The sequence below is a fragment of the Pseudomonas sp. RW407 genome, from assembly GCF_003176655.1.
GTDB lineage: Bacteria > Pseudomonadota > Gammaproteobacteria > Pseudomonadales > Pseudomonadaceae > Pseudomonas > Pseudomonas delhiensis.
In genome coordinates, this window is record NZ_QGSL01000106.1 from 685,534 (window position 1) to 706,439 (window position 20,906).

The following is a 20,906-nucleotide window of genomic DNA, read 5'->3' on the forward strand; positions in this document are numbered from 1 at the left end:
CACCTGCAGCGGCTGGTTGGGGGCGAAGGCGACGGCGGCACGGGACTTGATCATCTCGGAACTCCTGGCGGGTTGATGCATGGGCTTCCGCCTGCGGGGCGGAAGCGGCCGGCGAAGGACGCCGGCGGAAACCGGGCGGCCCCGGCGAAAAGCGCGGGGCACAGCCTTGAAAGTGTAGAAAAGTGCCTGGAAAGAAATAATCAGGCAATAATCAAAACATTATTGCCATGCAGGGATAATCCAGATGAATCGCTGGGAAGGCCTCGACGAATTCGTCGCGGTGGCGGAAACCGGGCAGTTCACCGCCGCCGCCGAACGCCTGGGCGTCTCCTCCTCCCATGTCAGCCGGCAGATCGCCCGGCTGGAGGAGCGCCTGCAGGCCCGCCTGCTCTACCGCAGCACCCGGCGCGTTTCGCTGAGCGAGGCCGGGCAGACCTTCCTGCAGCACTGCCAGCGCCTGCAGGATGCCCGCGACGAGGCGCTGCGGGCGGTCAGCGACCTCTCCGCCGAACCCAAGGGCCTGCTGCGCATGACCTGCGCGGTGGCCTACGGAGAGCGCTTCGTGGTGCCGCTGGTGAATGCCTTCATGGCCGACTACCCGCAGCTGCGGGTGGACATCGAGCTGTCCAACCGCCAGCTCGACCTGCTCCACGAGGGTTTCGACCTGGCCATCCGCCTCGGCCGCCTGAGCGACTCGCGCCTGGTGGCCACGCGCCTGGCGCCGCGGGTGATGTACCTGTGCGCCACGCCCGGCTACTTGGAACACCACGGCGCGCCGCAGTCGCCGGCGGAACTGGCGCAGCACAACTGCCTGGTGGGTAGCAGCGACCTGTGGAGCTTCCTGGAGGACGGCCGCGAGACGCAGCACCGGGTCCAGGGCAACTGGCGCTGCAACAGCGGCCAGGCGGTGCTCGACGCCGCGCTGCGCGGCTTCGGCCTGTGCCAACTGCCGGACTACTACGTGCTGGAACACCTGCGCAGCGGCCGCCTGGTCTCCCTGCTGGCGGCGCACCAGCCGCCGAACACCGCGGTCTGGGCGCTCTACCCGCAGCAGCGGCACCTGTCGCCGAAGGTGCGCCAGCTGGTGGACTTCCTCAAGGATGGCCTGCAACGCATCCATCCCGGCATGCCCTGAGGCAAGGCTGGTTCCGGCGATTCGGTTAAACTTGTCGTTTTACCCGCTACCCTGCCAAGGATGCCGTCATGCCCACTCTTGCCGCCTTCCGCGAGCGCTACCTGCTGCGCTTCTGGTCGCCACTGCCGACGCTGGTCGCGCTCGGCGTCGCCTCCGCCTACTACTTCGCCCTGACCGGGACCTTCTGGGCCGTCACCGGGGAATTCACCCGCTGGGGCGGCCACGTGCTGTCCTGGTTCGGCGTGCCGGTGCAGGACTGGAGCTACTTCAAGATCATCGGCCTGCAGGGCACGCCGCTGGACCGCATCGACGGCGTGATGATCATCGGCATGTTCCTCGGCGCGCTGTGCTGCGCGCTCTGGGCCGGCAACGTCAGCCTGCGCTGGCCGACCAGCCGGCGGCGCCTGCTGCAGGGCCTGGTGGGTGGCATCGTCGCCGGCTTCGGCGCGCGCCTGGCCATGGGCTGCAACCTGGCGGCCTTCTTCACCGGCATCCCGATGTTCTCGGTGCATGCCTGGGCCTTCATGCTGTCCACCGTGATCGGCGCCTGGTTCGGCGTGAAGCTGAGCCTGCTGCCGTTCCTGCGCACGCCGCTGAAGGTCACCGGCAAGGCCGCCAGCCTGCCCGACGCGGCGAGCCTGGCCCGCCGCGCCAAGGTGCAATGGCGCCTGGGCCTGGCGGTGCTGGCCGTGGCCGCGCTGTTCGCCGCCTGGCGCTTCGAGGTGTCCCTGGTGCTAGGCCTGGCCACCCTGTTCGGCCTGCTGTTCGGCGGCCTGATCGAGCGCGCGCAGATCTGCTTCACCAGCGCCGCCCGCGACCTCTGGACCACCGGCAGAACCAAGGCAGCCTTCGGCATCCTGCTGGGCATGGCCGCGGCCTGCGTCGGCACCTTCGCGGCGATCCACCTGGGCGTGGCGCCGAAGACCTTCTGGATGGGCCCCAACGCGGTGATCGGCGGTGTGCTGTTCGGCATCGGCATCGTCCTCGCCGGCGGCTGCGAGACCGGCTGGATGTACCGCTCGATGGAAGGCCAGGTGCATTTCTGGGTGGTCGGCGTCGGCAACGTGATCGGCGGCACCCTGGTGGCGGTGTACTGGGATTCGCTGGGCAGCGCACTCGCCCTGCCCTATCCCAAGCTCAACCTGCTGCAGATCTTCGGCCCCGGCGGCGGCCTGCTGCTGACCTTCGCCGGCCTTGCGCTGTGCATGCTGCTGGTGCAGCTGAACGCCAACCGTTTCACCCGTTCGAGGAAAACCGCCAATGAGCGCGAACAAGACGCCGACGCTGTCGCTTGACCTGCGCGGCGAGCATTGCCCGTACAACGCCATCGCCACCCTGGAAACCCTGGAGACGCTGAAGCCGGGCGACCTGCTGGAGGTAGTCACCGACTGCTCGCAGTCGGTGCACGGCATCCCCGAGGACACCAAGCGCCACGGCTACAACTGCCTGGCGGTGGAGCAGCATGGCGCGCTGTTCCGCTTCCTCATCGAGGTGCCGTTGTTGGGGTGAAAGCGGCGGCAGGCGGCAGGCTGCAAGCGGCAGGCAAGAGCGAAAAGCCTGCCCCTGCGGAAGCGGACCTTGTCCGCGATAGCCGGACGTATCGGCGCGGTTCGCGGATGAGATCCGCTCCTACGCTGCCCCGCCACACCATCCCCCTGTAGGAGCGCGCCCTGCGCGCGATTCGCGGGCAGGGCCCGCTCCTACAATTGCCATGAGGCACGGTATATCCCTCCCCCCGTAGGAGCGGAACTTTTCCGCGATAGCCGGACGTATCGGCGCGGTTCGCAGATGAGATCCGCTCCTACGCTGCCCCGCCGCACCATCCCCTTGTAGGAGCGCGCCCTGCGCGCGAAATCGCGGACGGAGTCCGCTCCTACAGGTTGCCGTGCGGCATGGCGTTTCTCGTTCGCGATGGCCGGATATCCCGGCGCGCCGTCTCTAGGCCGAATCGCCACGGCTGGCATGGCGGCCGTGGCGGTGCAGGAAGGCGTGGATACGCCCGGGGAAGCGCGAACCGACCCAGGCGAACGCCAGGTACTTGAGCAGCTTGCCGGTGAAGATCGCCAGCAGCACGCCGGGATAGTGCAGCGGCACGTTGGACAGCACCACCAGCGCCGGCGTCTGCGGCAATGGCGAGATGGACACCAGGAACAGCGCCAGCAGGCCGTAGCGGTGGGTCCAGTCCATCACCCGCGCCCAGCTCGGGTCCTGCAGCAATTGCGGGAAGTGGGCGTACAGACTGGCCCAGCCCATGTGGTGCAGGACGATCGTCAGCAGCAGGGCCCCCAGTGCGCTGCCCAGGGCGGCGCTCAGCGCTATGCCGGCCCAGCGCCGTGGCGCCACGAGGACCGCCGGCACCACCACGGAGGTGATCGGGTAGGCGGCGCTGCAGGTACCCAGCAGCGCCAGGCCCAGGCACAGCCAGGGCATGCGCCAGCCGTCGCCGGCCCAGCGCAGGATGCGGTGCAAGTCGCCTTCGAGCCTGGGCAGGAACCTCGCAAGGCGCTTCATGGTTTCAGCGTTTTCCGAAAGTCCGTTGCAGCCGCTGCAGGTCTTCCGGGGTGGTGACCTTGATGTTGTCGGCGCGGCCCTCGACCATCTTCGGCGCGCTGCCGGCCCACTCCATCGCCGAGGCTTCGTCGGTGATGGCGGCGCCCGCCACCAGGGCGTCGGCCAGGGCGCGGTGCAAGGCGCCGAGGTGGAACATCTGCGGCGTGTAGGCCTGCCAGACCACACTGCGGTCGACGGTTTCCAGCACCCGGCCATCGGCGCCGACGCGCTTGAGCGTATCCCGCGCCGGCACGCCGAGCAGGCCGCCCACGGCGTCGTTCTCCAACTCGCCCAGCAGGCGGTCGAGGTCGCCACGGCTGAGGTTCGGCCGCGCCGCGTCGTGCACCAGCACCCAGTCGTCGCTGGCGGCACCCTGTTCGTTGAGCAGCAGCAGGCCGTTGAGCACCGAGTCGGCGCGCTCGCAGCCGCCTTCGGCGCGCAGGATGCGCGGGTCGGCGGCGCAGGGCAGCTCCGGCCACCAGGGGTCGTCAGGCGCCAGGCAAACCACCAGGCCCTTGAGCATGGGATGGCCGAGGAAGCAGTCGAGGGTGTGTTCGAGGATGCTGCGACCGGCGAGGTCGAGGTATTGCTTGGGGCGATCGGCGCGCATGCGCGAGCCAATGCCCGCGGCGGGGATCACGGCCCAGAAGGCCGGCAGGGAGATGTCGCGGAATTTCATTGCGCCAGCTGGTAGAGGGTTTCCTTGTCCTTGACCATGCCGAGCTCGTGGCGGGCACGCTCCTCGACCGTCTCGGTGCCTTTCTTCAGTTCCGCCACCTCGGCCTCGAGGATGCGGTTGCGCTCGAGCAGGCGCTGGTTCTCGCCCTGCTGGTCGGCGATCTGCTTCTCCAGCTCGCGCACCTGCGCCAGGCTGCCGTCCCCCACCCACAGGCGATACTGCAGGCCGGCGAGGCCCAGGAGCAGGACGAGGAACAGCCAGTAGGGGCTGCGCAGCTTACTGAGACGCAATTGTGGGCTCCATGTGCGAAGGGGTGGCTCCTGCCACCCCTTCACCGTACCAGACTAGCGTCAGCCGCGGAATTCCGCGCGGCCACGGTACGGCGCCTTGGCGCCCAGCTGCTCTTCGATGCGCAGCAGCTGGTTGTACTTGGACACGCGGTCGGAACGGCACAGCGAGCCGGTCTTGATCTGGCCGGCGGCGGTGCCTACGGCCAGGTCGGCGATGGTGCTGTCCTCGGTTTCACCGCTGCGGTGCGAGATCACCGCGGTGTAGCCGGCGGCCTTGGCCATCTGGATGGCTTCGAGGGTCTCGGTCAGCGAGCCGATCTGGTTGAACTTGATCAGGATGGAGTTGCCGATGCCCTTCTCGATGCCTTCCTTGAGGATCCTGGTGTTGGTCACGAACAGGTCGTCGCCGACCAGCTGGACCTTGCCGCCGATCTTGTCGGTGAGGACCTTCCAGCCCGCCCAGTCGGACTCGTCCATGCCGTCTTCGATGGAGATGATCGGGAAGCGCTCGGCCAGGCCGGCCAGGTAGTCGGCGAAACCGGCGGCGTCGAACACCTTGCCTTCGCCTTCGAGGTCGTACTTGCCGTCCTTGAAGAACTCGCTGGAGGCGCAGTCCAGGGCCAGGGTCACGTCGTCACCCAGCTTGTAGCCGGCGTTGGCCACGGCTTCGGAGATGGCGGCCAGGGCTTCTTCGTTGGACGCCAGGTTCGGGGCGAAACCGCCTTCGTCGCCCACCGAGGTGCTCAGGCCACGGGCCTTCAGCACGGCCTTGAGGTGGTGGAAGATCTCGGCGCCCATGCGCAGGGCGTCGGCGAAGGTCTTGGCGCCGACCGGCTGGACCATGAACTCCTGGATGTCGACGTTGTTGTCGGCATGCTCGCCGCCGTTGATGATGTTCATCATCGGCACCGGCATGGAGTACACGCCCGGGGTGCCGTTCAGGTCGGCGATGTGCGCATACAGCGGTACGCCCTTGGCCTGTGCGGCAGCCTTGGCGGCAGCCAGGGACACGGCCAGGATGGCGTTGGCGCCCAGCTTGGCCTTGTTGTCGGTGCCGTCGAGTTCGATCATCGCCTGGTCCAGCGCCTTCTGCTCGACCGGGTCCTTGCCCAGCAGCAGGTCGCGGATCGGGCCGTTGATGTTGGCCACGGCCTTCAGCACGCCTTTACCCAGGTAACGGCTCTTGTCGCCATCGCGCAGTTCGAGTGCCTCGCGGGAACCGGTGGAAGCACCGGACGGGGCGCAGGCGCTGCCGACGATGCCGTTGTCCAGGATCACGTCCGCTTCAACGGTCGGGTTGCCGCGGGAGTCCAGGACCTCACGGCCCTTGATGTCGACGATCTTTGCCATTCTTGATAACACTCCGAAGATAGATAAACGGGGCGGGCTGGTGAGACTTAGGCGGTCTCGATGGTGGGGAAACTCTTCACCAGGTCGTCCAGCTGCTTGAGCTGGGACAGGAAAGGCTCGAGCTTGTTCAAGCGCAGGGCGCACGGACCGTCGCACTTGGCGTGCTCGGGGTCCGGGTGGGCCTCCAGGAACAAGCCGGCCAGGCCCTGGCTCATGCCGGCCTTGGCCAGGTCGGTGACCTGGGCGCGGCGGCCGCCGGCGGAATCGGCGCGCCCGCCCGGCATCTGCAGGGCGTGGGTGACGTCGAAGAACACCGGGTACTGGAACTGCTTCATGATGCCGAAGCCGAGCATGTCCACCACCAGGTTGTTGTAACCGAAGGAGGAGCCACGCTCGCAGAGGATCAGCTGGTCGTTGCCGGCCTCCTCGCACTTGGCCAGGATGTGTTTCATTTCCTGGGGCGCGAGGAACTGGGCCTTCTTGATGTTGATCACCGCGCCGGTGCGGGCCATGGCCACCACCAGGTCGGTCTGCCGCGAGAGGAAGGCCGGCAGTTGGATGATGTCGCACACCTCGGCCACCGGGGCGGCCTGGAAGGGCTCGTGGACGTCGGTGATCACCGGCACCTTGAAGGTCCGCTTGATCTCTTCGAAGATCTTCAGCCCCTCTTCCATGCCCGGGCCGCGGAAGGAGTGCATGGACGAGCGGTTGGCCTTGTCGAAGCTGGCCTTGAACACGTAGGGGATGCCGAGCTTCTCGGTCACCCGCACGTATTCCTCGCAGACCTGCATGGCCAGGTCGCGCGATTCCAGCACGTTCATGCCGCCGAACAGCACGAAGGGCAGCTCGTTGCCGATCTGGATGTCGCCGACGCGGATGATCTTCTGGGTCATGCCCAGGCCTTCCCGGCTTGCTTCAGGGCGGCGTTGACGAAGCCGCTGAACAGCGGGTGGCCATCACGCGGGGTGGAGGTGAACTCCGGGTGGAACTGGCAGGCGACGAACCACGGATGGTCCGGGGCCTCGACCACTTCGACCAGGGCGCCGTCGCCAGAGCGGCCGGAAATCTTCAGGCCGGCTTCCCGCAGTTGCGGCAGCAGGTTGTTGTTCACTTCGTAGCGGTGGCGGTGGCGCTCGACGATCACGTCCTTGCCGTAGCAGTCGTGCACCAGGGTGCCGGCTTCGAGCTGGCATTCCTGGGCGCCCAGGCGCATGGTGCCGCCCAGGTCGGAGGCCTCGGTGCGCACTTCGGTGGCGCCGGTGGAGTCCTGCCATTCGGTGATCAGGCCGACCACCGGGTGGCCGCTGGCCTTGTCGAACTCGGTGGAGTTGGCGTCTTTCCAGCCCAGCACGTTGCGGGCGTATTCGATGACCGCCACCTGCATGCCCAGGCAGATGCCCAGGTAGGGGACCTTGTTCTCGCGGGCGTACTGCACGGCGGTGATCTTGCCTTCCACGCCGCGCAGGCCGAAGCCGCCCGGGACCAGGATGGCATCGGCGCCGTCGAGCAGGCCGGTACCTTGTTGCTCGATGTCCTCGGAGTCGATGTAGCGCAGGTTGACCTTGGTGCGGCTCTGGATGCCGGCGTGGGTCATGGCTTCGATCAGCGACTTGTAGGCGTCGAGCAGTTCCATGTACTTGCCGACCATGGCGATGGTGACTTCACGCTCGGGGTTGAGCTTGGCGTCGACCACCCGGTCCCACTCGGACAGGTCGGCCGGGCCGCACTCCAGGCCGAAGCGCTCGACGACGATGTCGTCCAGGCCCTGGGCGTGCAGCACCGACGGGATGCGGTAGATGGTGTCGACGTCTTCCAGGGAGATGACCGCGCGCTCCTCGACGTTGGTGAAGAGGGCGATCTTGCGGCGCGAGGAGACGTCCACCGGGTGGTCGGAACGGCAGACCAGCACGTCCGGCTGCAGGCCGATGGAGCGCAGCTCCTTGACCGAGTGCTGGGTCGGCTTGGTCTTGGTCTCGCCGGCGGTGGCGATGTACGGGACCAGGGTCAGGTGCATCAGCATGGCGCGGCGCGAACCGATTTCCACGCGCAGCTGGCGGATCGCCTCGAGGAACGGCTGCGACTCGATGTCGCCGACGGTGCCGCCGACTTCCACCAGGGCCACGTCGGCATCGCCGGCGCCCTTGATGATGCGGCGCTTGATCTCGTCGGTGATGTGCGGGATCACCTGCACGGTGGCGCCCAGGTAGTCGCCGCGGCGCTCCTTGCGCAGCACGTCCATGTAGACGCGGCCGGTGGTGAAGTTGTTGTTCTGGGTCATGGTGGTGCGCACGAAGCGTTCGTAGTGGCCCAGGTCGAGGTCGGTCTCGGCGCCGTCGTGGGTGACGAACACCTCACCGTGCTGGAACGGGCTCATGGTGCCCGGATCGACGTTGATGTACGGGTCCAGCTTGAGCATCGTGATCTTCAAGCCACGCGCTTCCAGAATGGCAGCCAAGGAAGCCGAGGCGATGCCTTTCCCCAATGAAGAAACAACACCACCCGTGACGAAGATGTAGCGCGTCATGAAAAGCCCTGAATGTCAGCGTTTAGGCGGCTGGGCCGCCGGGGAAGCGAATGAATGGGCCGCGGCCCAAACCGCGGCGCATGCCGCGCTCAATAGCGAACTCCCGCTGATTCCGTGGGAATCGGCGGGAGCGGTACAAGACGGGAGCGTAGTCTACCGGAAAGGCCCTTTCATCTCAAACCCGGGTCACTCGTCGGGGGCGTCCAGCACAGGCGCCAGCCCGTCTCGCCGGCCCGGCGCAGCGCCGGCAGGTTGGCCGCGCCGAGCAGTTGCCCGCCACGCCAGAGCAGCGGCAGCCGCGGCCGGACGAAGGCCGGCACGGCGCTTTCGTTGAGCAGCCGCTTGAGGTCGCGGTGGCCGCGCCGGGCCAGTTCCAGCCGCTCGCCGCCGCCGCGCAGGCTCACCCGCAGCGGCCCGACGGGCGGTGCACCTTCCAGGTGCAGAAGGCCATTGCCGGGCAGCGCCAGGGGCTGCGACGGGTCGTCCCAGTTCAGCTCGCACGCTGCCTCCTGCAACCAGGCACCCGATAGCCACCAGAGCCGCCCGCCGCTGCGTTGCAGCTCGCCGGTGGCCAGGCGCCAGACCGGTTCGGCATCCCCGGCGGCATCGCGCAGGGCCTGCCAGCCGGCCCAGTGGGCGCTGTCCGGCATCGGCGCGAAGGGCGCCAGCCAGTGGCGCAAGGCATTGCGCTGGCGGCTTTCGCCGAGCGCCAGCAGCGGCGCCAGGGCCAGCGAGGGCACGTCCAGCCAGTCGAATGGGTTGCCGGGCCGCGCCGCGGCCAGGTCCTGCTGCGCCAGTTCGGCCAGCAGCGCCTCGGCTTCGGCCAGGTGCGCGGCGCTGCGGGCGATGTTGCCCGGCGCCTGCGGCCAGCGCTCGGCGAGCAGCGGCAGCACGCGCTGGCGCAGGTAGTTGCGGGCGAAACCGGTGTCGGCGTTGGACGGGTCCTCGATCCAGCGCAGGCCATGTTCGAGGGCGTAGGCTTCGAGTTCGGCGCGGGAGAAGTCCAGCAAGGGCCGCAGCAGGGTGCCGCGCCCCAGCGGCCGGGCCGCCGGCATGCCGGCCAGCCCGCGCACACCGGCGCCACGCAATAGGCGGAACAGCAGGGTCTCGGCCTGGTCGTCGCGGTGCTGGGCGGCCAGCAGGCAGTCGCCCGTTTTCAGGTGTTTCGCAAAAGCCTCGTAGCGTGCGCGGCGCGCGGCCTGCTCCAGGCTGGCGCCCGCCGGTACCGTCACCCGCTCGACCGCCAGCGGCACGCCCAGCTCAAGGCAGAACGCCTCGCAGTGCGCCGGCCAGGCATCGGCCGCGGCCTGCAGGCCGTGGTGGACGTGAATGGCGGAGAGCGGCGGCAGGGACTCGATCCTGGCCAGCTCGGCCAGCAGGTGCAGCAGCACCGTGGAATCCAGCCCGCCGGAGAAGCCCACCCGCCATGCAGGGACCTGGCGCCAGGGGGCCAGGGCGGTGAGCAGGCGGGATGCTAGGGGCATGGGGGCGGCTACAGGCTACAGGCTACAGGCTACAGGCTACAGGCTACAGGCTACAGGCTACAGGCTACAGGCTACAGGCTACAGGCTACAGGCTACAGGCGAAGAGCGTATGGCATAACCGGCGACTCCGCAGGCTCTTCGTAGGAGCGAGCTTGCTCGCGAATGGAGTGTTCCGGTAGCTGCGGTGTGGGGGGTTGACGCTGTTCCCTCTCCCCAGCCCTCTCCCTGAAGGGAGAGGGGGCTGTTCGGAGCGGTTTGGGAGTGAGGCGTCATCCTGCCGGGGGCGTGCTCTTCGCTCTTGCCTGCAGCCTGCCGCCTGTAGCCTGCCGCCGCCCTCAGGCAATCCCGTAGCTCATCAGCCGCTCGTAGCGGCGCGCCAGCAGTTCGTCGACGCTCAGGCCCTTGAGGGCGCCCAGTTGCGCCTTGATGGCGTTGCGGATGTTCTGCGCAGCGGCGGCCGGGTCGCGGTGGGCGCTGCCCAGGGGCTCGGGGATCACGGTGTCGACGATGCCCAGGTCCTTCAGGCGGGCCGCGGTGATGCCCATGGCCTCGGCGGCTTCCGGGGCCTTTTCGGCGGTGCGCCAGAGGATCGAGGCGCAGCCTTCCGGGGAGATCACCGCGTAGGTGGAGTACTGCAGCATGTTCAGGTTGTCGCAGACGCCGATGGCCAGGGCGCCGCCGGAGCCGCCCTCGCCGATGACGGTGGCGATGATCGGGGTCTTCAGGCGCGCCATGACGCGCAGGTTCCAGGCGATGGCCTCGCTCTGGCCGCGCTCTTCGGCGTCGATGCCCGGGTAGGCCCCGGGGGTGTCGATGAAGGTCAGGATCGGCATCTTGAAGCGTTCGGCCATTTCCATCAGGCGGCAGGCCTTGCGGTAGCCTTCGGGGCGCGGCATGCCGAAGTTGCGGCGCACCTTCTCGCGCACTTCGCGGCCCTTCTGGTGGCCGATGATCATCACCGGCTGGTCGTCCAGGCGGGCGACGCCACCGACGATGGCGGCGTCGTCGGCGAAGTGGCGGTCGCCGTGCAGTTCTTCGAACTCGCTGAAGATGTGCTCGATGTAGTCCAGGGTGTAGGGCCTGCGCGGGTGGCGCGCGAGCTGGGCGATCTGCCAGCTGCTCAGGTTGCCGAAGATGTTCTCGGTCAGCGCGCGACTCTTGTCTTCCAGGCGGGCGATTTCATCGCTGATGTTGATGGAGTTGTCGTTGCCGACCAGACGCAGCTCTTCGATCTTGGCTTGCATGTCGGCGATCGGCTGTTCGAAATCGAGGAAGTTCGGGTTCATGGGCTATCCGTCGTGCTGAATGGCGGCAGGGCCTGGTCCGTATGGCGCCCTACCTTACGGTATCGGGCGCCCAGGGTCGAGACTGGCGGGCGGCGGCACGGGGCCACCGGCTCACGCTAGCGGTAGTTGAGGAAGACGTTGTCGCGCCCGAACTGGTCACGCAGGGCTTGAATCAGCGCATCGGCCGGGTCGATGCGCCAGTCGTCGCCGAACTGCAGCAGGGCACGGGCGTCGCTGGAACTGTAGTCGACGGTCACCGGGCAGTTGCCGCGGTGGCGGGTGCAGAGGTCGGCCAGCCAGCGCAGGCGGTCGCCCTTGAGCGCGTCCGCCGCGACCTTCAGCCGCAGGCTCTCGGCCAGCGCGGTGCGCGCCTCCTCCAGGCCCATGACGCGCTTGGCGCGCAGGCGCAGGCCGCCGGAGAAGTCGTCCTGGCTGACCTCGCCCTCGATCACCACCATGGCGTCGGTCTGCAGCAGGCCCTGGTTGGCGGCGAAGGCCTCGGCGAACAGCGAGGCCTCGATGCGCCCGGAACGGTCGTCGAGGGTGACGAAGCCCATCTTGTCGCCGCGCTTGTTCTTCATCACCCGCAGGTTGACGATCAGCCCGGCCACGGTCTGGGTGTCGCGCGCCGGCTTCAGCTCGACGATGCGCTGGCGGGCGAAGCGGCGCACCTCGCCCTCGTACTCGTCGATCGGGTGGCCGGTGAGGTACAGGCCGAGGGTGTCCTTCTCGCCTTTCAGGCGTTCCTTGAGGGTGAGTTCCTTGGCCTTGCGGTGGTTGGCGTAGACGTCCGCCTCGGGCTCGGCGAACAGCCCGCCGAACAGGTCCATGTGGCCGCTGTCGTGGCTGCGCGCGGTCTGCTCGGCGGCCTGGATGGCTTCCTCCATGGACGCCAGCAGCACCGCGCGGTTGCGGTCGATGTCGGCCAGGTAGGCCTTGGGCTCGTCATGGAAGTACGGGCCCAGGCGGTCCAGGGCGCCGGCGCGGATCAGCGCATCGAGGGTACGCTTGTTGATGCGCTTGAGGTCGATGCGGTCGCAGAAGTCGAACAGGTCCTTGAACGGCCCACCCTCGTTGCGGCATTCGGTGATGGCTTCCACCGGGCCTTCGCCGACGCCCTTGATCGCGCCCAGGCCGTAGACGATCTGGTTGTCGTCGTCGACGGTGAAGCGGAACTCGGAGTTGTTCACGTCCGGGGCGACGATGCGCAGCTTCATGTGCCGGCATTCTTCGATCAGCGTCACCACCTTGTCGGTGTTCTGCATATCCGCGGTGAGTACCGCAGCCATGAAGGGCGCCGCCCAGTGGGTCTTCAGCCAGGCGGTCTGGTAGGAAACCAGGCCGTAGGCGGCCGAGTGCGACTTGTTGAAGCCGTAGCCGGCGAACTTTTCCACCAGGTCGAAGATGTTGCCCGCGAGGTTGCCGTCGATGCCGTTGTTGGCGCAGCCCTCGATGAAGCCGCCGCGCTGCTTTGCCATCTCCTCGGGCTTCTTCTTGCCCATGGCGCGTCGCAGCATGTCGGCGCCGCCGAGGGTGTAGCCGGCCATCACCTGGGCGATCTGCATCACCTGTTCCTGGTACAGGATGATGCCGTAGGTGGGCTTGAGTACCGGTTCGAGGCCGGCGTACTGGTAGTCCGGGTGCGGGTAGGAGATTTCCTCACGACCGTGCTTACGGTTGATGAAGTCGTCCACCATGCCCGACTGCAGCGGGCCGGGACGGAACAGCGCCACCAGTGCGATCAGGTCTTCCAGGCAGTCCGGCTTGAGCTTCTTGATCAGCTCCTTCATGCCGCGCGATTCCAGCTGGAACACCGCGGTGGTCTCGGCCTTCTGCAGCAGGTCGTAGGTCTTCTTGTCGTCCAGCGCGATGCGGTCGATGTCGACCAGCTCCGCCTCGGCGACGCCGGCCTTGCGCTGGATGCGATGGATGATCTCCATCGCCCACTTGATGATGGTCAGGGTGCGCAGGCCGAGGAAGTCGAACTTCACCAGGCCGGCGGCTTCCACGTCGTCCTTGTCGAACTGGGTCACCAGGCCGCCGCCTTCCTCGTCGCAGGCGATCGGCGAGAAGTCGGTGAGCTTGGTCGGCGCGATCACCACGCCGCCGGCGTGCTTGCCGGTACCACGGGTGACGCCTTCCAGCTTCAGGGCCATGTCCCAGATTTCCTGGGCTTCCTCGTCGGACTTGAGGAAGTCGCGAAGCATCTCTTCCTGCTCGAAGGCCTTGTCCAGGGTCATGCCGACTTCGAAGGGGATCATCTTCGACAGCTTGTCGGCCAGGCCATAGGACTTGCCCTGCACCCGCGCCACGTCGCGCACCACCGCCTTCGCGGCCATGGAGCCGAAGGTGATGATCTGGCTCACCGCGTTGCGCCCGTAGGCGTCGGCCACGTAGTCGATCACCCGGTCGCGGCCTTCCATGCAGAAGTCCACGTCGAAGTCGGGCATGGAGATACGTTCGGGGTTGAGGAAGCGTTCGAACAGCAGGTCGTAGGCCAGCGGGTCGAGGTCGGTGATCTTCAGCACGTAGGCCACCAGGGAGCCTGCGCCCGAACCCCGGCCGGGGCCCACCGGCACGCCGTTGTTCTTGGCCCACTTGATGAAGTCCATCACGATCAGGAAGTAGCCGGGGAAGCCCATCTGGATGATGGTGCCCAGCTCGAACTCCAGGCGGTCGACGTAGACCTGGCGCTTTTCCTCGTAGTTCGGCGTGTCCTTGGGCAGCAGCACCTCCAGGCGCTCCTCCAGCCCTTCGTAGGAGACATGGCGCAGGTAGTCGTTGATGTCCATGCCTTCGATGGGAATCGGGAAGTTGGGCAGGAAGTACTTGCCCAGCTGCACCTCGATGTTGCAGCGCCTGGCGATCTCGACGGTGTTCTCCAGGGCCTCGGGCAGGTCGCTGAACAGCTCGGCCATTTCCGCCGGGGTCTTCAGGTACTGCTGGTCGGAGTAGTTGCGCGAACGGCGCGGGTCGTCCAGGGCGCGGCCTTCGCCGATGCACACGCGGGTCTCGTGGGCCTCGAAGTCGTCCTGCTTGATGAAGCGCACGTCGTTGGTGGCCACCAGCGGCGCGCCGCTGCGCTCGGCCAGGGCCACGGCGGCGTGCAGGTGCTCCTCGTCGTTGACCCGCGCGGTGCGCTGCACTTCCAGGTAGAAGCGGTCCGGGAAGACCTCCATCCATTCGGCCAGCAGCGAGTCGGCCAGGGCGTCGTCGCCGCTGAGCAGGGCCTGGCCGATCTCCCCTTCCTTGGCCGCGGACAGTGCGATCAGGCCCTCGGCGGCCTGCTTCAGCCAGTCGCGCTCGATGATGATCTCGCCGTTGCGCTGGCCGTCCTGCCAGCCGCGGGAGATGAGTTCGGTGAGGTTGCGGTAGCCCTTGGCGTTCATCGCCAGCAGCGACAGGCGGCTGAGCGGACCGTCCTCGTCACGGCTGGCCAGCCAGATGTCGGCGCCGCAGATCGGCTTGATGCCGGCGCCCATGGCGGTCTTGTAGAACTTCACCAGCGAGCACATGTTGCTCTGGTCGGTGATCGCCACTGCCGGCATGCCGGCGCCGGCCACCGCCTTGCACAACGGTTTGACCCTGACCAGGCCGTCGACCAGGGAGTACTCGGAGTGCAGACGCAGGTGGACGAAAGAGGCGGTCATGACGGTCCTATGCAACACGGAAACGATAAGCGGCCGATTGTACCGGCCCGCTCCGCAAAGCTACAGGCTTCAGATCGCCACTGCCGCCGTGTGGCGCTCAGAAGATGCCGGTCGGGCTTTCCAGCAGCACGCGCACCGGGGCGAAGGAGCGCCGGTGGATGGGCGTCGGGCCCAGGCGCTTGAGCGCCTCCAGGTGCACCGGGGTCGGGTAGCCCTTGTGCCCGCCGATGCCGTAGCCGGGATAGAGGGCTTCCATTTCCTGCATCTCGCGGTCGCGGGAGACCTTGGCCAGGATGGAGGCGGCGGCGATGGCCGGCACCTTGGCATCGCCCTGCACCACCGGGGCCGCCGGCACCCTGAGTTTCGGGCAGCGGTTGCCGTCGATCAGCGCCAGTTTCGGGATGACGCTCAGGCCTTCCACCGCGCGCTGCATGGCGAGCATGGTGGCGTGGAGGATGTTCAACTGGTCGATTTCCTCGACCTCGGCGCGGGCGATGCACCAGGCCAGGGCCTTCTCGCGGATTTCGTCGAACAGCGCCTCGCGGCGCGCCTCGCTGAGCTTCTTCGAGTCGTTCAGACCGATGATCGGCCGCGCCGGGTCGAGGATCACCGCGGCGGTGACCACCGGGCCGCAGAGCGGGCCGCGGCCCACCTCGTCGACACCGGCCACCAGTTCCTCGACCAGGTCAAAATCCAGGCCCATCTGCATCAGCGTTTCTCCACCAGGGCGAGCACCGCTTCGGCGGCCTGCGCGGACGCATCCTGGCGCAGGGCGCGGTGGATGGCGTCGAAGGATTCGGTCTGCGCGCTGCCGTCGTCCAGCAGCGGCAGCAGGTGTTGCGCCAGGGCCTCGGGGGTCGCCGCGTCCTGGATCAGCTCGGGGGCCAGCAGGCGCCCGGCGAGCAGGTTGGGCAGCGAGACGTAGGGGCTCTTCACCAGGCGCTTGAGGATCTTGTAGGTCAGCGGCGCGACTTTGTAGGCGACCACCATCGGCCGCTTGTACAGCAGCGCCTCGAGGGTGGCGGTGCCGGAGGCGATCAGTACCGCGTCGCAGGCGGCCAGGGCCTCGTGGGACTGGCCGTCGAGCAGTTGCAGCGGCAACTGGCGGCCTTGCAGCATCTGCTCCAGTTGCACGCGCCGCTCGGGGCTGGCGCAGGGCAGCACGAAGCGCAGGCCCGGCCGCTGTTGCAGCAGGCGTTCGGCGGTGTCGAGGAAGAGCGCACCGAGCTTGCCCACCTCGCCGCCCCGGCTACCCGGCAGCAGCGCCACCACCTGGGCGTCGGCCGGCAGCCCGAGCTGCGCACGCGCGGCGGCGCGGTCGGCTTCCAGGGGGATGGTGTTGGCCAGCGGGTGGCCGACGAAGCGCACCGGCACGCCGTGCTCCTCGTAGAACCTCGCCTCGAAGGGGAACAGCGCCAGCATCAGGTCGCAGGCCTGCTTGATCTTCAGCACGCGCTTCTGCCGCCAGGCCCAGACCGAGGGGCTGACGTAGTGCACGGTGCGGATGCCGGCGCGGCGCAGTTGCAGTTCCAGGCCGAGGTTGAAGTCCGGCGCGTCGATGCCGATGAAGACGTCGGGGCGCGCAAGTATCAGGGTGCGGATCAGGTCCTTGCGGCGCTTCAGCAACTCGCGCAGGCGGCCGAGAACCTCGACCAGGCCCATGACCGCCAGGCGCTCCATGGGGAATTCCGAGACCAGGCCCTGGGCCTGCATGCGCGCACCGCCCACGCCGATGAACTCGACCTCGGGATGGCGCTCGCGCAGGGCCTGCATCAGGCCGGCGCCAAGGATGTCCCCCGAGGCCTCGCCCGCCACCAGGGCGACGCGCAGCTTGCCGGTGCCCACAGCCATGGTCAGCGGGTGATGCCGCGGGTGGCGCTCTGGATGGAAGCGCAGAACACCGCGACTTCCGGGAACTGCGCGGCGGATTCGGCCAGCTCGGCGAGCGCCTCCTCCACGGTCAGGCCCTGGCGGTACACCACCTTGTAGGCCCGGCGCAGGGCATGGATGGCCTCGGCGCTGAAGCCGCGGCGGCGCATGCCCTCGAAGTTCATGCTGCGCGCCTCGGCGGGGTTGCCGAAGACGGTCACGTAGGCCGGCACGTCCTTGCCGATGGCGGTGCCCATGCCGGAGAAGCTGTGGGCGCCGATGCGGCAGAACTGGTGCACCAGGGTGTAGCCGGAGAGGATCGCCCAGTCGTCCACGTGCACGTGCCCGGCCAGCGCGGTGTTGTTGACCAGGATGCAGTGGTTGCCGATCACGCTGTCATGGCCGACGTGGACGTAGGCCATGAACAGGTTGTGGTCGCCAATGGTGGTTTCCGAGCGGTCCTGGACGGTGCCGCGATGGATGGTCACACCCTCGCGGATCACGTTGTGGTCGCCGATCACCAGGCGCGTCGCCTCACCCTTGTACTTCAGGTCGGGAGTGTCCTCGCCGACGCTGGAGAACTGGAAAATCCGGTTGTGTCTGCCGATCTTCGTGGGGCCCTTGAGCACCACGTGCGGACCGATCACCGTACCTTCGCCGATTTCCACATCCGGCCCGACGATGGACCAGGGGCCCACCTCTACGTCGTCGGCCAGCCTTGCCCGCGGATCGATGATGGCGCGAGGATCGATCAAACTCATAGTTTGCGTTCCGCACAGATGATTTCGGCCGAGCACACCGGCTTGTCATCGACGGTGGCGTGGCAGTCGAACTTCCAGATGCCGCGCTTCACGCTGATGAACTGGGCATGCAGGTTCAGCTGGTCGCCCGGCAGCACCGGCTGGCGGAAGCGCAGCTTGTCGGAGCCGACGAAGTAGTACAGGGTGCCGTCGGCCGGCTTCACGTCGAGCATCTTGAAGCCGAGGATGCCGGCCGCCTGGGCCATGGCCTCGATGATCAGCACGCCGGGCATGATCGGGTGCTGCGGGAAGTGGCCGTTGAAGAAGGGCTCATTGATGCTGACATTCTTGTAGGCGCGAATGCGCTTGCCCTCGATGTCCAGCTCCACCACCCGGTCCACCAGCAGGAAAGGGTAGCGATGAGGCAGGTATTCGCGAATCTCGTTGATGTCCATCATGTTCAGGGGAGCCTGTTCAGAAAAGGGAAACGCCAAAAAATGCGTGACTCACGCATCAGATGGAGTGTCTCCGCTCGGGGTCACGGCGGCCAGGCGCTTTTCCAGCTGTTGCAGACGACGGGCCATGTCGTCGAGCTGGCGAATACGGGCGGCGCTCTTCTTCCATTCAGCGGCGGGCTGCATGGCCGTGCCGGATGAGTAGGCGCCCGGCTCGGTGATCGAGCGGGTGACCATGGTCATGCCGGTGACGAAGACGTTGTCGCAGATCTCGATGTGCCCGACCAGGCCGACGCCGCCGGCGAGCATGCAATGCCTGCCGATCTTGGCGCTGCCGGAAATCCCGCAGCAGCCGGCCATGGCGGTGTGATCGCCGATCTGCACGTTGTGCGCGATCATGATCTGGTTGTCCAGCTTGACGCCGTTGCCAACCAGGGTATCGGACAGCGCACCACGGTCGATGGTGGTGTTGGCGCCGATCTCGACGTCGTCGCCGACGGTCACCCCGCCGATCTGCGCGATCTTCTGCCAGACGCCCTGCTGCTTGGCGAAGCCGAAGCCTTCGCCGCCGAGCACGGCGCCGGACTGGATGACCACGCGCTTGCCGATGCGCACGTCGTGGTAGAGGGTCACGCGCGGGGCCAGCCAGCCGCCGTCGCCGAGCACGCTGCGCGCGCCGACGAAGCAGTGGGCGCCGAGAGTGACTCCGGCGCCGATCTGCGCGCCGGCCTCGATCACCACGTAGGGGCCGATGCTGGCCGTGGGATCGACGCTGGCGCTGGCATCGACCACCGCGGTGGGGTGGATGCCGGCGGGCGCCTTGGGTTTGGGGTCGAACTGGTGCGACAGCCCGGCGTAGGCCAGGTAGGGGTCGGGCACCACCAGCGCGTTGCCGGCGAAGCCTTCGGCATCGGCGGCGGTGAGCAGCACCGCGCCGGCCCGGCTGTCGACCAGGAACCTGCGGTACTGCGGGTTGGCCAGGAAGCTCAGTTGCTCGGGGCCGGCGTCCTGCAGGGTGGCCAGGCCGTGGATGACCACGGCCGGGTCGCCGCGCAGCTCCGCCTGGAGCTGAGCGGCCAGTTCGGCGAGGGTATGGGACCGCGGGCTCATCATCAGCGCAGCTGGTTCATCCGCTCGATGACCTGGCGGGTGATGTCGTACTGGGGCTTGACGTCGACCACCGCGCCGCGCTCGACCACCAGGTCGTAGCCGCCCTTCTTGATGGTTTCCTCGACGGCCTGGTCCAGCTTCGGCTTGAGCTTCTTGAGCATCTCGCGGTCGGCCGAGGCCTTAGCTTCGTTCAGCTCCTTGGACTGGAACTGGAAGTCACGGGCCTTCTGCTTGAAGTCGTTCTCGGCCTTGTCGCGCTCGGACTGGGACAGCTTGCTGCCGCCGTTGACCAGCTTGTCCTGCAGGGCCTTGGCGTCGCTTTCCAGGGCGCGCAGCTTGGTCAGCTGCGGGCCGAACTTCTTCTCGGCGTCGACGGCGTACTGCTTGGCCGCATCGGACTCGAGGAGTGCCATCTGGTAGTTGAGCACCGCGATCTTCATGTCGGCGAACGCGGGGCTCGCCATCAGGGCGGCGGTGATCAGGACGAACTGGGTCAACTTACGCACATTGCACTCCTGCACAAAGCTAGGTTGTCTATACAACAAGTCTTAGAAGGTCTGCCCCAGGGAGAACTGGAAGATCTGGGTCTCCGCGTTGTCCGGCTTCTTGATCGGTGTGCCGAGGCTGAAGCTCAGCGGGCCCAGCGCGGTGATCCAGGTCAGGCCCACGCCCACGGACATGGCCATGTCGTTGAGCTTGATGCCGTCGCAACCCTGGGTGCTGGACAGCGGGCAGTCCGAGTCGAACACGTTGCCCACGTCCCAGAACAGCACGGTACGCAGCTGGCTCTGGTCCTTGACGAAGGGCAGCGGGAACAGCAGTTCGGCGCCGCCGGTGATCATCACGTTACCACCGAAGGCCTGCGGGTCCTGGTCCGGGTCAGTGTAGCGGCCACGGGCGTCGGGCCCGCCCGACACGACGCTGGTCGCGGGGTCGGCGACGCTCGGCGTGCTGCGCGGGCCGAGGGAGCTGTCCTTGAAGCCGCGCACCGAGTTGAAACCGCCGGCGTAGTAGTTCTCGTAGAACGGCAGGCGGTCGGTGGAGCCGTAGCCGTCGCCGTAGCCCAGCTCGGTGTGGAAGCGCATGGTGTAGGTGTCGGACAGCGGCGCGAAGATCTGGCCGCGGTAGTCCAGCTTGTAGAACGACAGGTCGCTGCCGGGGATGGTCGACTCCAGCACCAGGCTCTGGGAATGGCCGCGGGTCGCCAGCACGCCCTTGTTCAGGGTGGATTCGGACCAGCCGATGGAGGCCTTGAAGTTGGTGAAGTTGTCGCCTTCCTTCTCGAGGAAGTCGAAGATCTCGTCGACGGTGTAGGCACCGGTGTCGATGGTGTCGCGCTGCACGGTCAGGCCGTAGGTCAGGCGCGAGGTCTCGCTGATCGGGTAGCCGATGCTGACGCCGGCGCCGAGGCTGTTCACCGAGTAGTCGGAGACGTCGACGTCGAGCTTGTCGTAGTCGGTCTTGCGGTAGAAGGCGTTGTAGCCCAGGCTCACGCCGTCGACGGTCCAGTAGGGGTCGACGAAGCCGAAGTTGTAGCGGGTCTGGTAGTCGGACTTGGTCAGGCCGATGCTGACCTTGTTGCCGGTACCCAGGAAGTTGTTCTGGCTGATCGAGCCGCCGAGGATCAGGCCCGCGTCCTGGGCGAAGCCGATGCTGGCGGTGATGGAGCCGGAGGGCTGCTCTTCCACGCTGTAGTTGACGTCCACCTGGTCGTCGGTGCCGGGCACCGCCGGGGTCTCGACGTTGACCGTCTTGAAGTAGCCCAGGCGCTCCAGGCGCTGCTT

19 protein-coding genes are annotated in these 20,906 nt (G+C 67.4%); 3 read left to right on the top strand and 16 right to left on the bottom strand.

Annotation, left to right across the window (positions count from 1 at the left end):
* The first annotated feature begins 244 nt into the window (after nucleotides 1–244).
* The 3 genes from DK254_RS19945 to yedF all read left to right on the top strand — a co-directional run bounded on the left by DK254_RS19945 (nucleotide 245) and on the right by yedF (nucleotide 2,644).
* Nucleotides 245–1,135, top strand: coding sequence for a LysR substrate-binding domain-containing protein (locus DK254_RS19945; protein ID WP_109935158.1), 891 nt, complete (start codon nucleotides 245–247; stop codon nucleotides 1,133–1,135).
* Between the two features lie 68 nt (nucleotides 1,136–1,203).
* Nucleotides 1,204–2,430: a selenium metabolism membrane protein YedE/FdhT gene (gene yedE, locus DK254_RS19950; protein ID WP_109935159.1), complete on the top strand. Its 1,227-nt coding sequence runs from the start codon at nucleotides 1,204–1,206 to the stop codon at nucleotides 2,428–2,430.
* Complete coding sequence (yedF, locus tag DK254_RS19955) at nucleotides 2,396–2,644, top strand: sulfurtransferase-like selenium metabolism protein YedF (protein WP_009616683.1); 249 nt, start codon at nucleotides 2,396–2,398, stop codon at nucleotides 2,642–2,644. Before yedE ends, yedF begins: the two co-directional genes overlap by 35 nt.
* A gap of 429 nt (nucleotides 2,645–3,073) precedes the next feature.
* On the opposite strand, the gene DK254_RS19960 is transcribed toward yedF, so the two are convergent.
* The 16 genes from DK254_RS19960 to bamA form a co-directional block, all read right to left on the bottom strand.
* Nucleotides 3,074–3,646, bottom strand: a complete 573-nt coding sequence (locus DK254_RS19960) for a hypothetical protein (protein ID WP_109935160.1) — start codon at nucleotides 3,644–3,646, stop codon at nucleotides 3,074–3,076.
* A gap of 4 nt (nucleotides 3,647–3,650) precedes the next feature.
* Nucleotides 3,651–4,364, bottom strand: coding sequence for a 2-C-methyl-D-erythritol 4-phosphate cytidylyltransferase (gene ispD, locus DK254_RS19965; RefSeq protein ID WP_109935161.1), 714 nt, complete (start codon nucleotides 4,362–4,364; stop codon nucleotides 3,651–3,653).
* A complete protein-coding gene (gene ftsB / locus DK254_RS19970) occupies nucleotides 4,361–4,639 on the bottom strand; it encodes a cell division protein FtsB (protein ID WP_024128518.1) in 279 nt (92 codons plus the stop codon). The genes ispD and ftsB overlap by 4 nt, the downstream gene beginning before the upstream one ends.
* Nucleotides 4,640–4,714: 75 nt before the next feature.
* Complete coding sequence (gene eno / locus DK254_RS19975) at nucleotides 4,715–6,004, bottom strand: phosphopyruvate hydratase (RefSeq protein WP_089394581.1); 1,290 nt, start codon at nucleotides 6,002–6,004, stop codon at nucleotides 4,715–4,717.
* A gap of 47 nt (nucleotides 6,005–6,051) precedes the next feature.
* Nucleotides 6,052–6,897 carry a 3-deoxy-8-phosphooctulonate synthase gene (kdsA, locus tag DK254_RS19980; protein WP_109935162.1) on the bottom strand — a complete coding sequence of 282 codons (846 nt, stop codon included), beginning with the start codon at nucleotides 6,895–6,897 and terminating at the stop codon, nucleotides 6,052–6,054.
* Nucleotides 6,894–8,528, bottom strand: coding sequence for a CTP synthase (locus tag DK254_RS19985; protein ID WP_109935163.1), 1,635 nt, complete (start codon nucleotides 8,526–8,528; stop codon nucleotides 6,894–6,896). Before DK254_RS19985 ends, kdsA begins: the two co-directional genes overlap by 4 nt.
* 170 nt (nucleotides 8,529–8,698) lie before the next feature.
* A complete protein-coding gene (tilS, locus tag DK254_RS19990; RefSeq protein WP_109935164.1) occupies nucleotides 8,699–10,012 on the bottom strand; it encodes a tRNA lysidine(34) synthetase TilS in 1,314 nt (437 codons plus the stop codon).
* A gap of 335 nt (nucleotides 10,013–10,347) precedes the next feature.
* Nucleotides 10,348–11,298: an acetyl-CoA carboxylase carboxyltransferase subunit alpha gene (locus DK254_RS19995; protein ID WP_109935165.1), complete on the bottom strand. Its 951-nt coding sequence runs from the start codon at nucleotides 11,296–11,298 to the stop codon at nucleotides 10,348–10,350.
* A gap of 116 nt (nucleotides 11,299–11,414) precedes the next feature.
* Nucleotides 11,415–14,948 carry a DNA polymerase III subunit alpha gene (gene dnaE, locus DK254_RS20000; protein WP_109935166.1) on the bottom strand — a complete coding sequence of 1,178 codons (3,534 nt, stop codon included), beginning with the start codon at nucleotides 14,946–14,948 and terminating at the stop codon, nucleotides 11,415–11,417.
* Between the two features lie 97 nt (nucleotides 14,949–15,045).
* Entirely contained in the window at nucleotides 15,046–15,657 is a 612-nt protein-coding gene (gene rnhB, locus DK254_RS20005; RefSeq protein ID WP_109935167.1) for a ribonuclease HII, read from the bottom strand.
* Complete coding sequence (lpxB, locus tag DK254_RS20010) at nucleotides 15,657–16,799, bottom strand: lipid-A-disaccharide synthase (RefSeq protein ID WP_109935168.1); 1,143 nt, start codon at nucleotides 16,797–16,799, stop codon at nucleotides 15,657–15,659. The genes rnhB and lpxB overlap by 1 nt, the downstream gene beginning before the upstream one ends.
* A 2-nt stretch (nucleotides 16,800–16,801) precedes the next feature.
* Complete coding sequence (lpxA, locus tag DK254_RS20015; RefSeq protein ID WP_109935169.1) at nucleotides 16,802–17,578, bottom strand: acyl-ACP--UDP-N-acetylglucosamine O-acyltransferase; 777 nt, start codon at nucleotides 17,576–17,578, stop codon at nucleotides 16,802–16,804.
* Entirely contained in the window at nucleotides 17,575–18,015 is a 441-nt protein-coding gene (gene fabZ / locus DK254_RS20020) for a 3-hydroxyacyl-ACP dehydratase FabZ (protein WP_009616653.1), read from the bottom strand. Before fabZ ends, lpxA begins: the two co-directional genes overlap by 4 nt.
* 48 nt (nucleotides 18,016–18,063) lie before the next feature.
* Entirely contained in the window at nucleotides 18,064–19,125 is a 1,062-nt protein-coding gene (gene lpxD / locus DK254_RS20025) for a UDP-3-O-(3-hydroxymyristoyl)glucosamine N-acyltransferase (RefSeq protein WP_109935170.1), read from the bottom strand.
* A complete protein-coding gene (locus DK254_RS20030; RefSeq protein ID WP_109935171.1) occupies nucleotides 19,125–19,628 on the bottom strand; it encodes an OmpH family outer membrane protein in 504 nt (167 codons plus the stop codon). Before DK254_RS20030 ends, lpxD begins: the two co-directional genes overlap by 1 nt.
* 42 nt (nucleotides 19,629–19,670) lie before the next feature.
* Nucleotides 19,671–20,906: outer membrane protein assembly factor BamA (bamA, locus tag DK254_RS20035; protein WP_109935794.1), on the bottom strand; the 1,236-nt coding region annotated here is incomplete at its 5' end.

What these genes read in the sequence shown, in the direction of transcription:
- yedF (WP_009616683.1), top strand. Translation starts at nt 2,396, where the DNA reads ATGAGCGCGAACAAGACGCCGACGCTGTCGCTTGACCTGCGCGGCGAG.
- yedE (WP_109935159.1), top strand. Translation starts at nt 1,204, where the DNA reads ATGCCCACTCTTGCCGCCTTCCGCGAGCGCTACCTGCTGCGCTTCTGG.
- tilS (WP_109935164.1), bottom strand. Translation starts at nt 10,012, where the DNA reads ATGCCCCTAGCATCCCGCCTGCTCACCGCCCTGGCCCCCTGGCGCCAG.
- DK254_RS19985 (WP_109935163.1), bottom strand. Translation starts at nt 8,528, where the DNA reads ATGACGCGCTACATCTTCGTCACGGGTGGTGTTGTTTCTTCATTGGGG.
- lpxD (WP_109935170.1), bottom strand. Translation starts at nt 19,125, where the DNA reads ATGATGAGCCCGCGGTCCCATACCCTCGCCGAACTGGCCGCTCAGCTC.
- kdsA (WP_109935162.1), bottom strand. Translation starts at nt 6,897, where the DNA reads ATGACCCAGAAGATCATCCGCGTCGGCGACATCCAGATCGGCAACGAG.
- dnaE (WP_109935166.1), bottom strand. Translation starts at nt 14,948, where the DNA reads ATGACCGCCTCTTTCGTCCACCTGCGTCTGCACTCCGAGTACTCCCTG.
- rnhB (WP_109935167.1), bottom strand. Translation starts at nt 15,657, where the DNA reads ATGCAGATGGGCCTGGATTTTGACCTGGTCGAGGAACTGGTGGCCGGT.
- lpxA (WP_109935169.1), bottom strand. Translation starts at nt 17,578, where the DNA reads ATGAGTTTGATCGATCCTCGCGCCATCATCGATCCGCGGGCAAGGCTG.
- lpxB (WP_109935168.1), bottom strand. Translation starts at nt 16,799, where the DNA reads ATGGCTGTGGGCACCGGCAAGCTGCGCGTCGCCCTGGTGGCGGGCGAG.
- DK254_RS19945 (WP_109935158.1), top strand. Translation starts at nt 245, where the DNA reads ATGAATCGCTGGGAAGGCCTCGACGAATTCGTCGCGGTGGCGGAAACC.
- eno (WP_089394581.1), bottom strand. Translation starts at nt 6,004, where the DNA reads ATGGCAAAGATCGTCGACATCAAGGGCCGTGAGGTCCTGGACTCCCGC.
- DK254_RS19960 (WP_109935160.1), bottom strand. Translation starts at nt 3,646, where the DNA reads ATGAAGCGCCTTGCGAGGTTCCTGCCCAGGCTCGAAGGCGACTTGCAC.
- fabZ (WP_009616653.1), bottom strand. Translation starts at nt 18,015, where the DNA reads ATGATGGACATCAACGAGATTCGCGAATACCTGCCTCATCGCTACCCT.
- DK254_RS19995 (WP_109935165.1), bottom strand. Translation starts at nt 11,298, where the DNA reads ATGAACCCGAACTTCCTCGATTTCGAACAGCCGATCGCCGACATGCAA.
- ispD (WP_109935161.1), bottom strand. Translation starts at nt 4,364, where the DNA reads ATGAAATTCCGCGACATCTCCCTGCCGGCCTTCTGGGCCGTGATCCCC.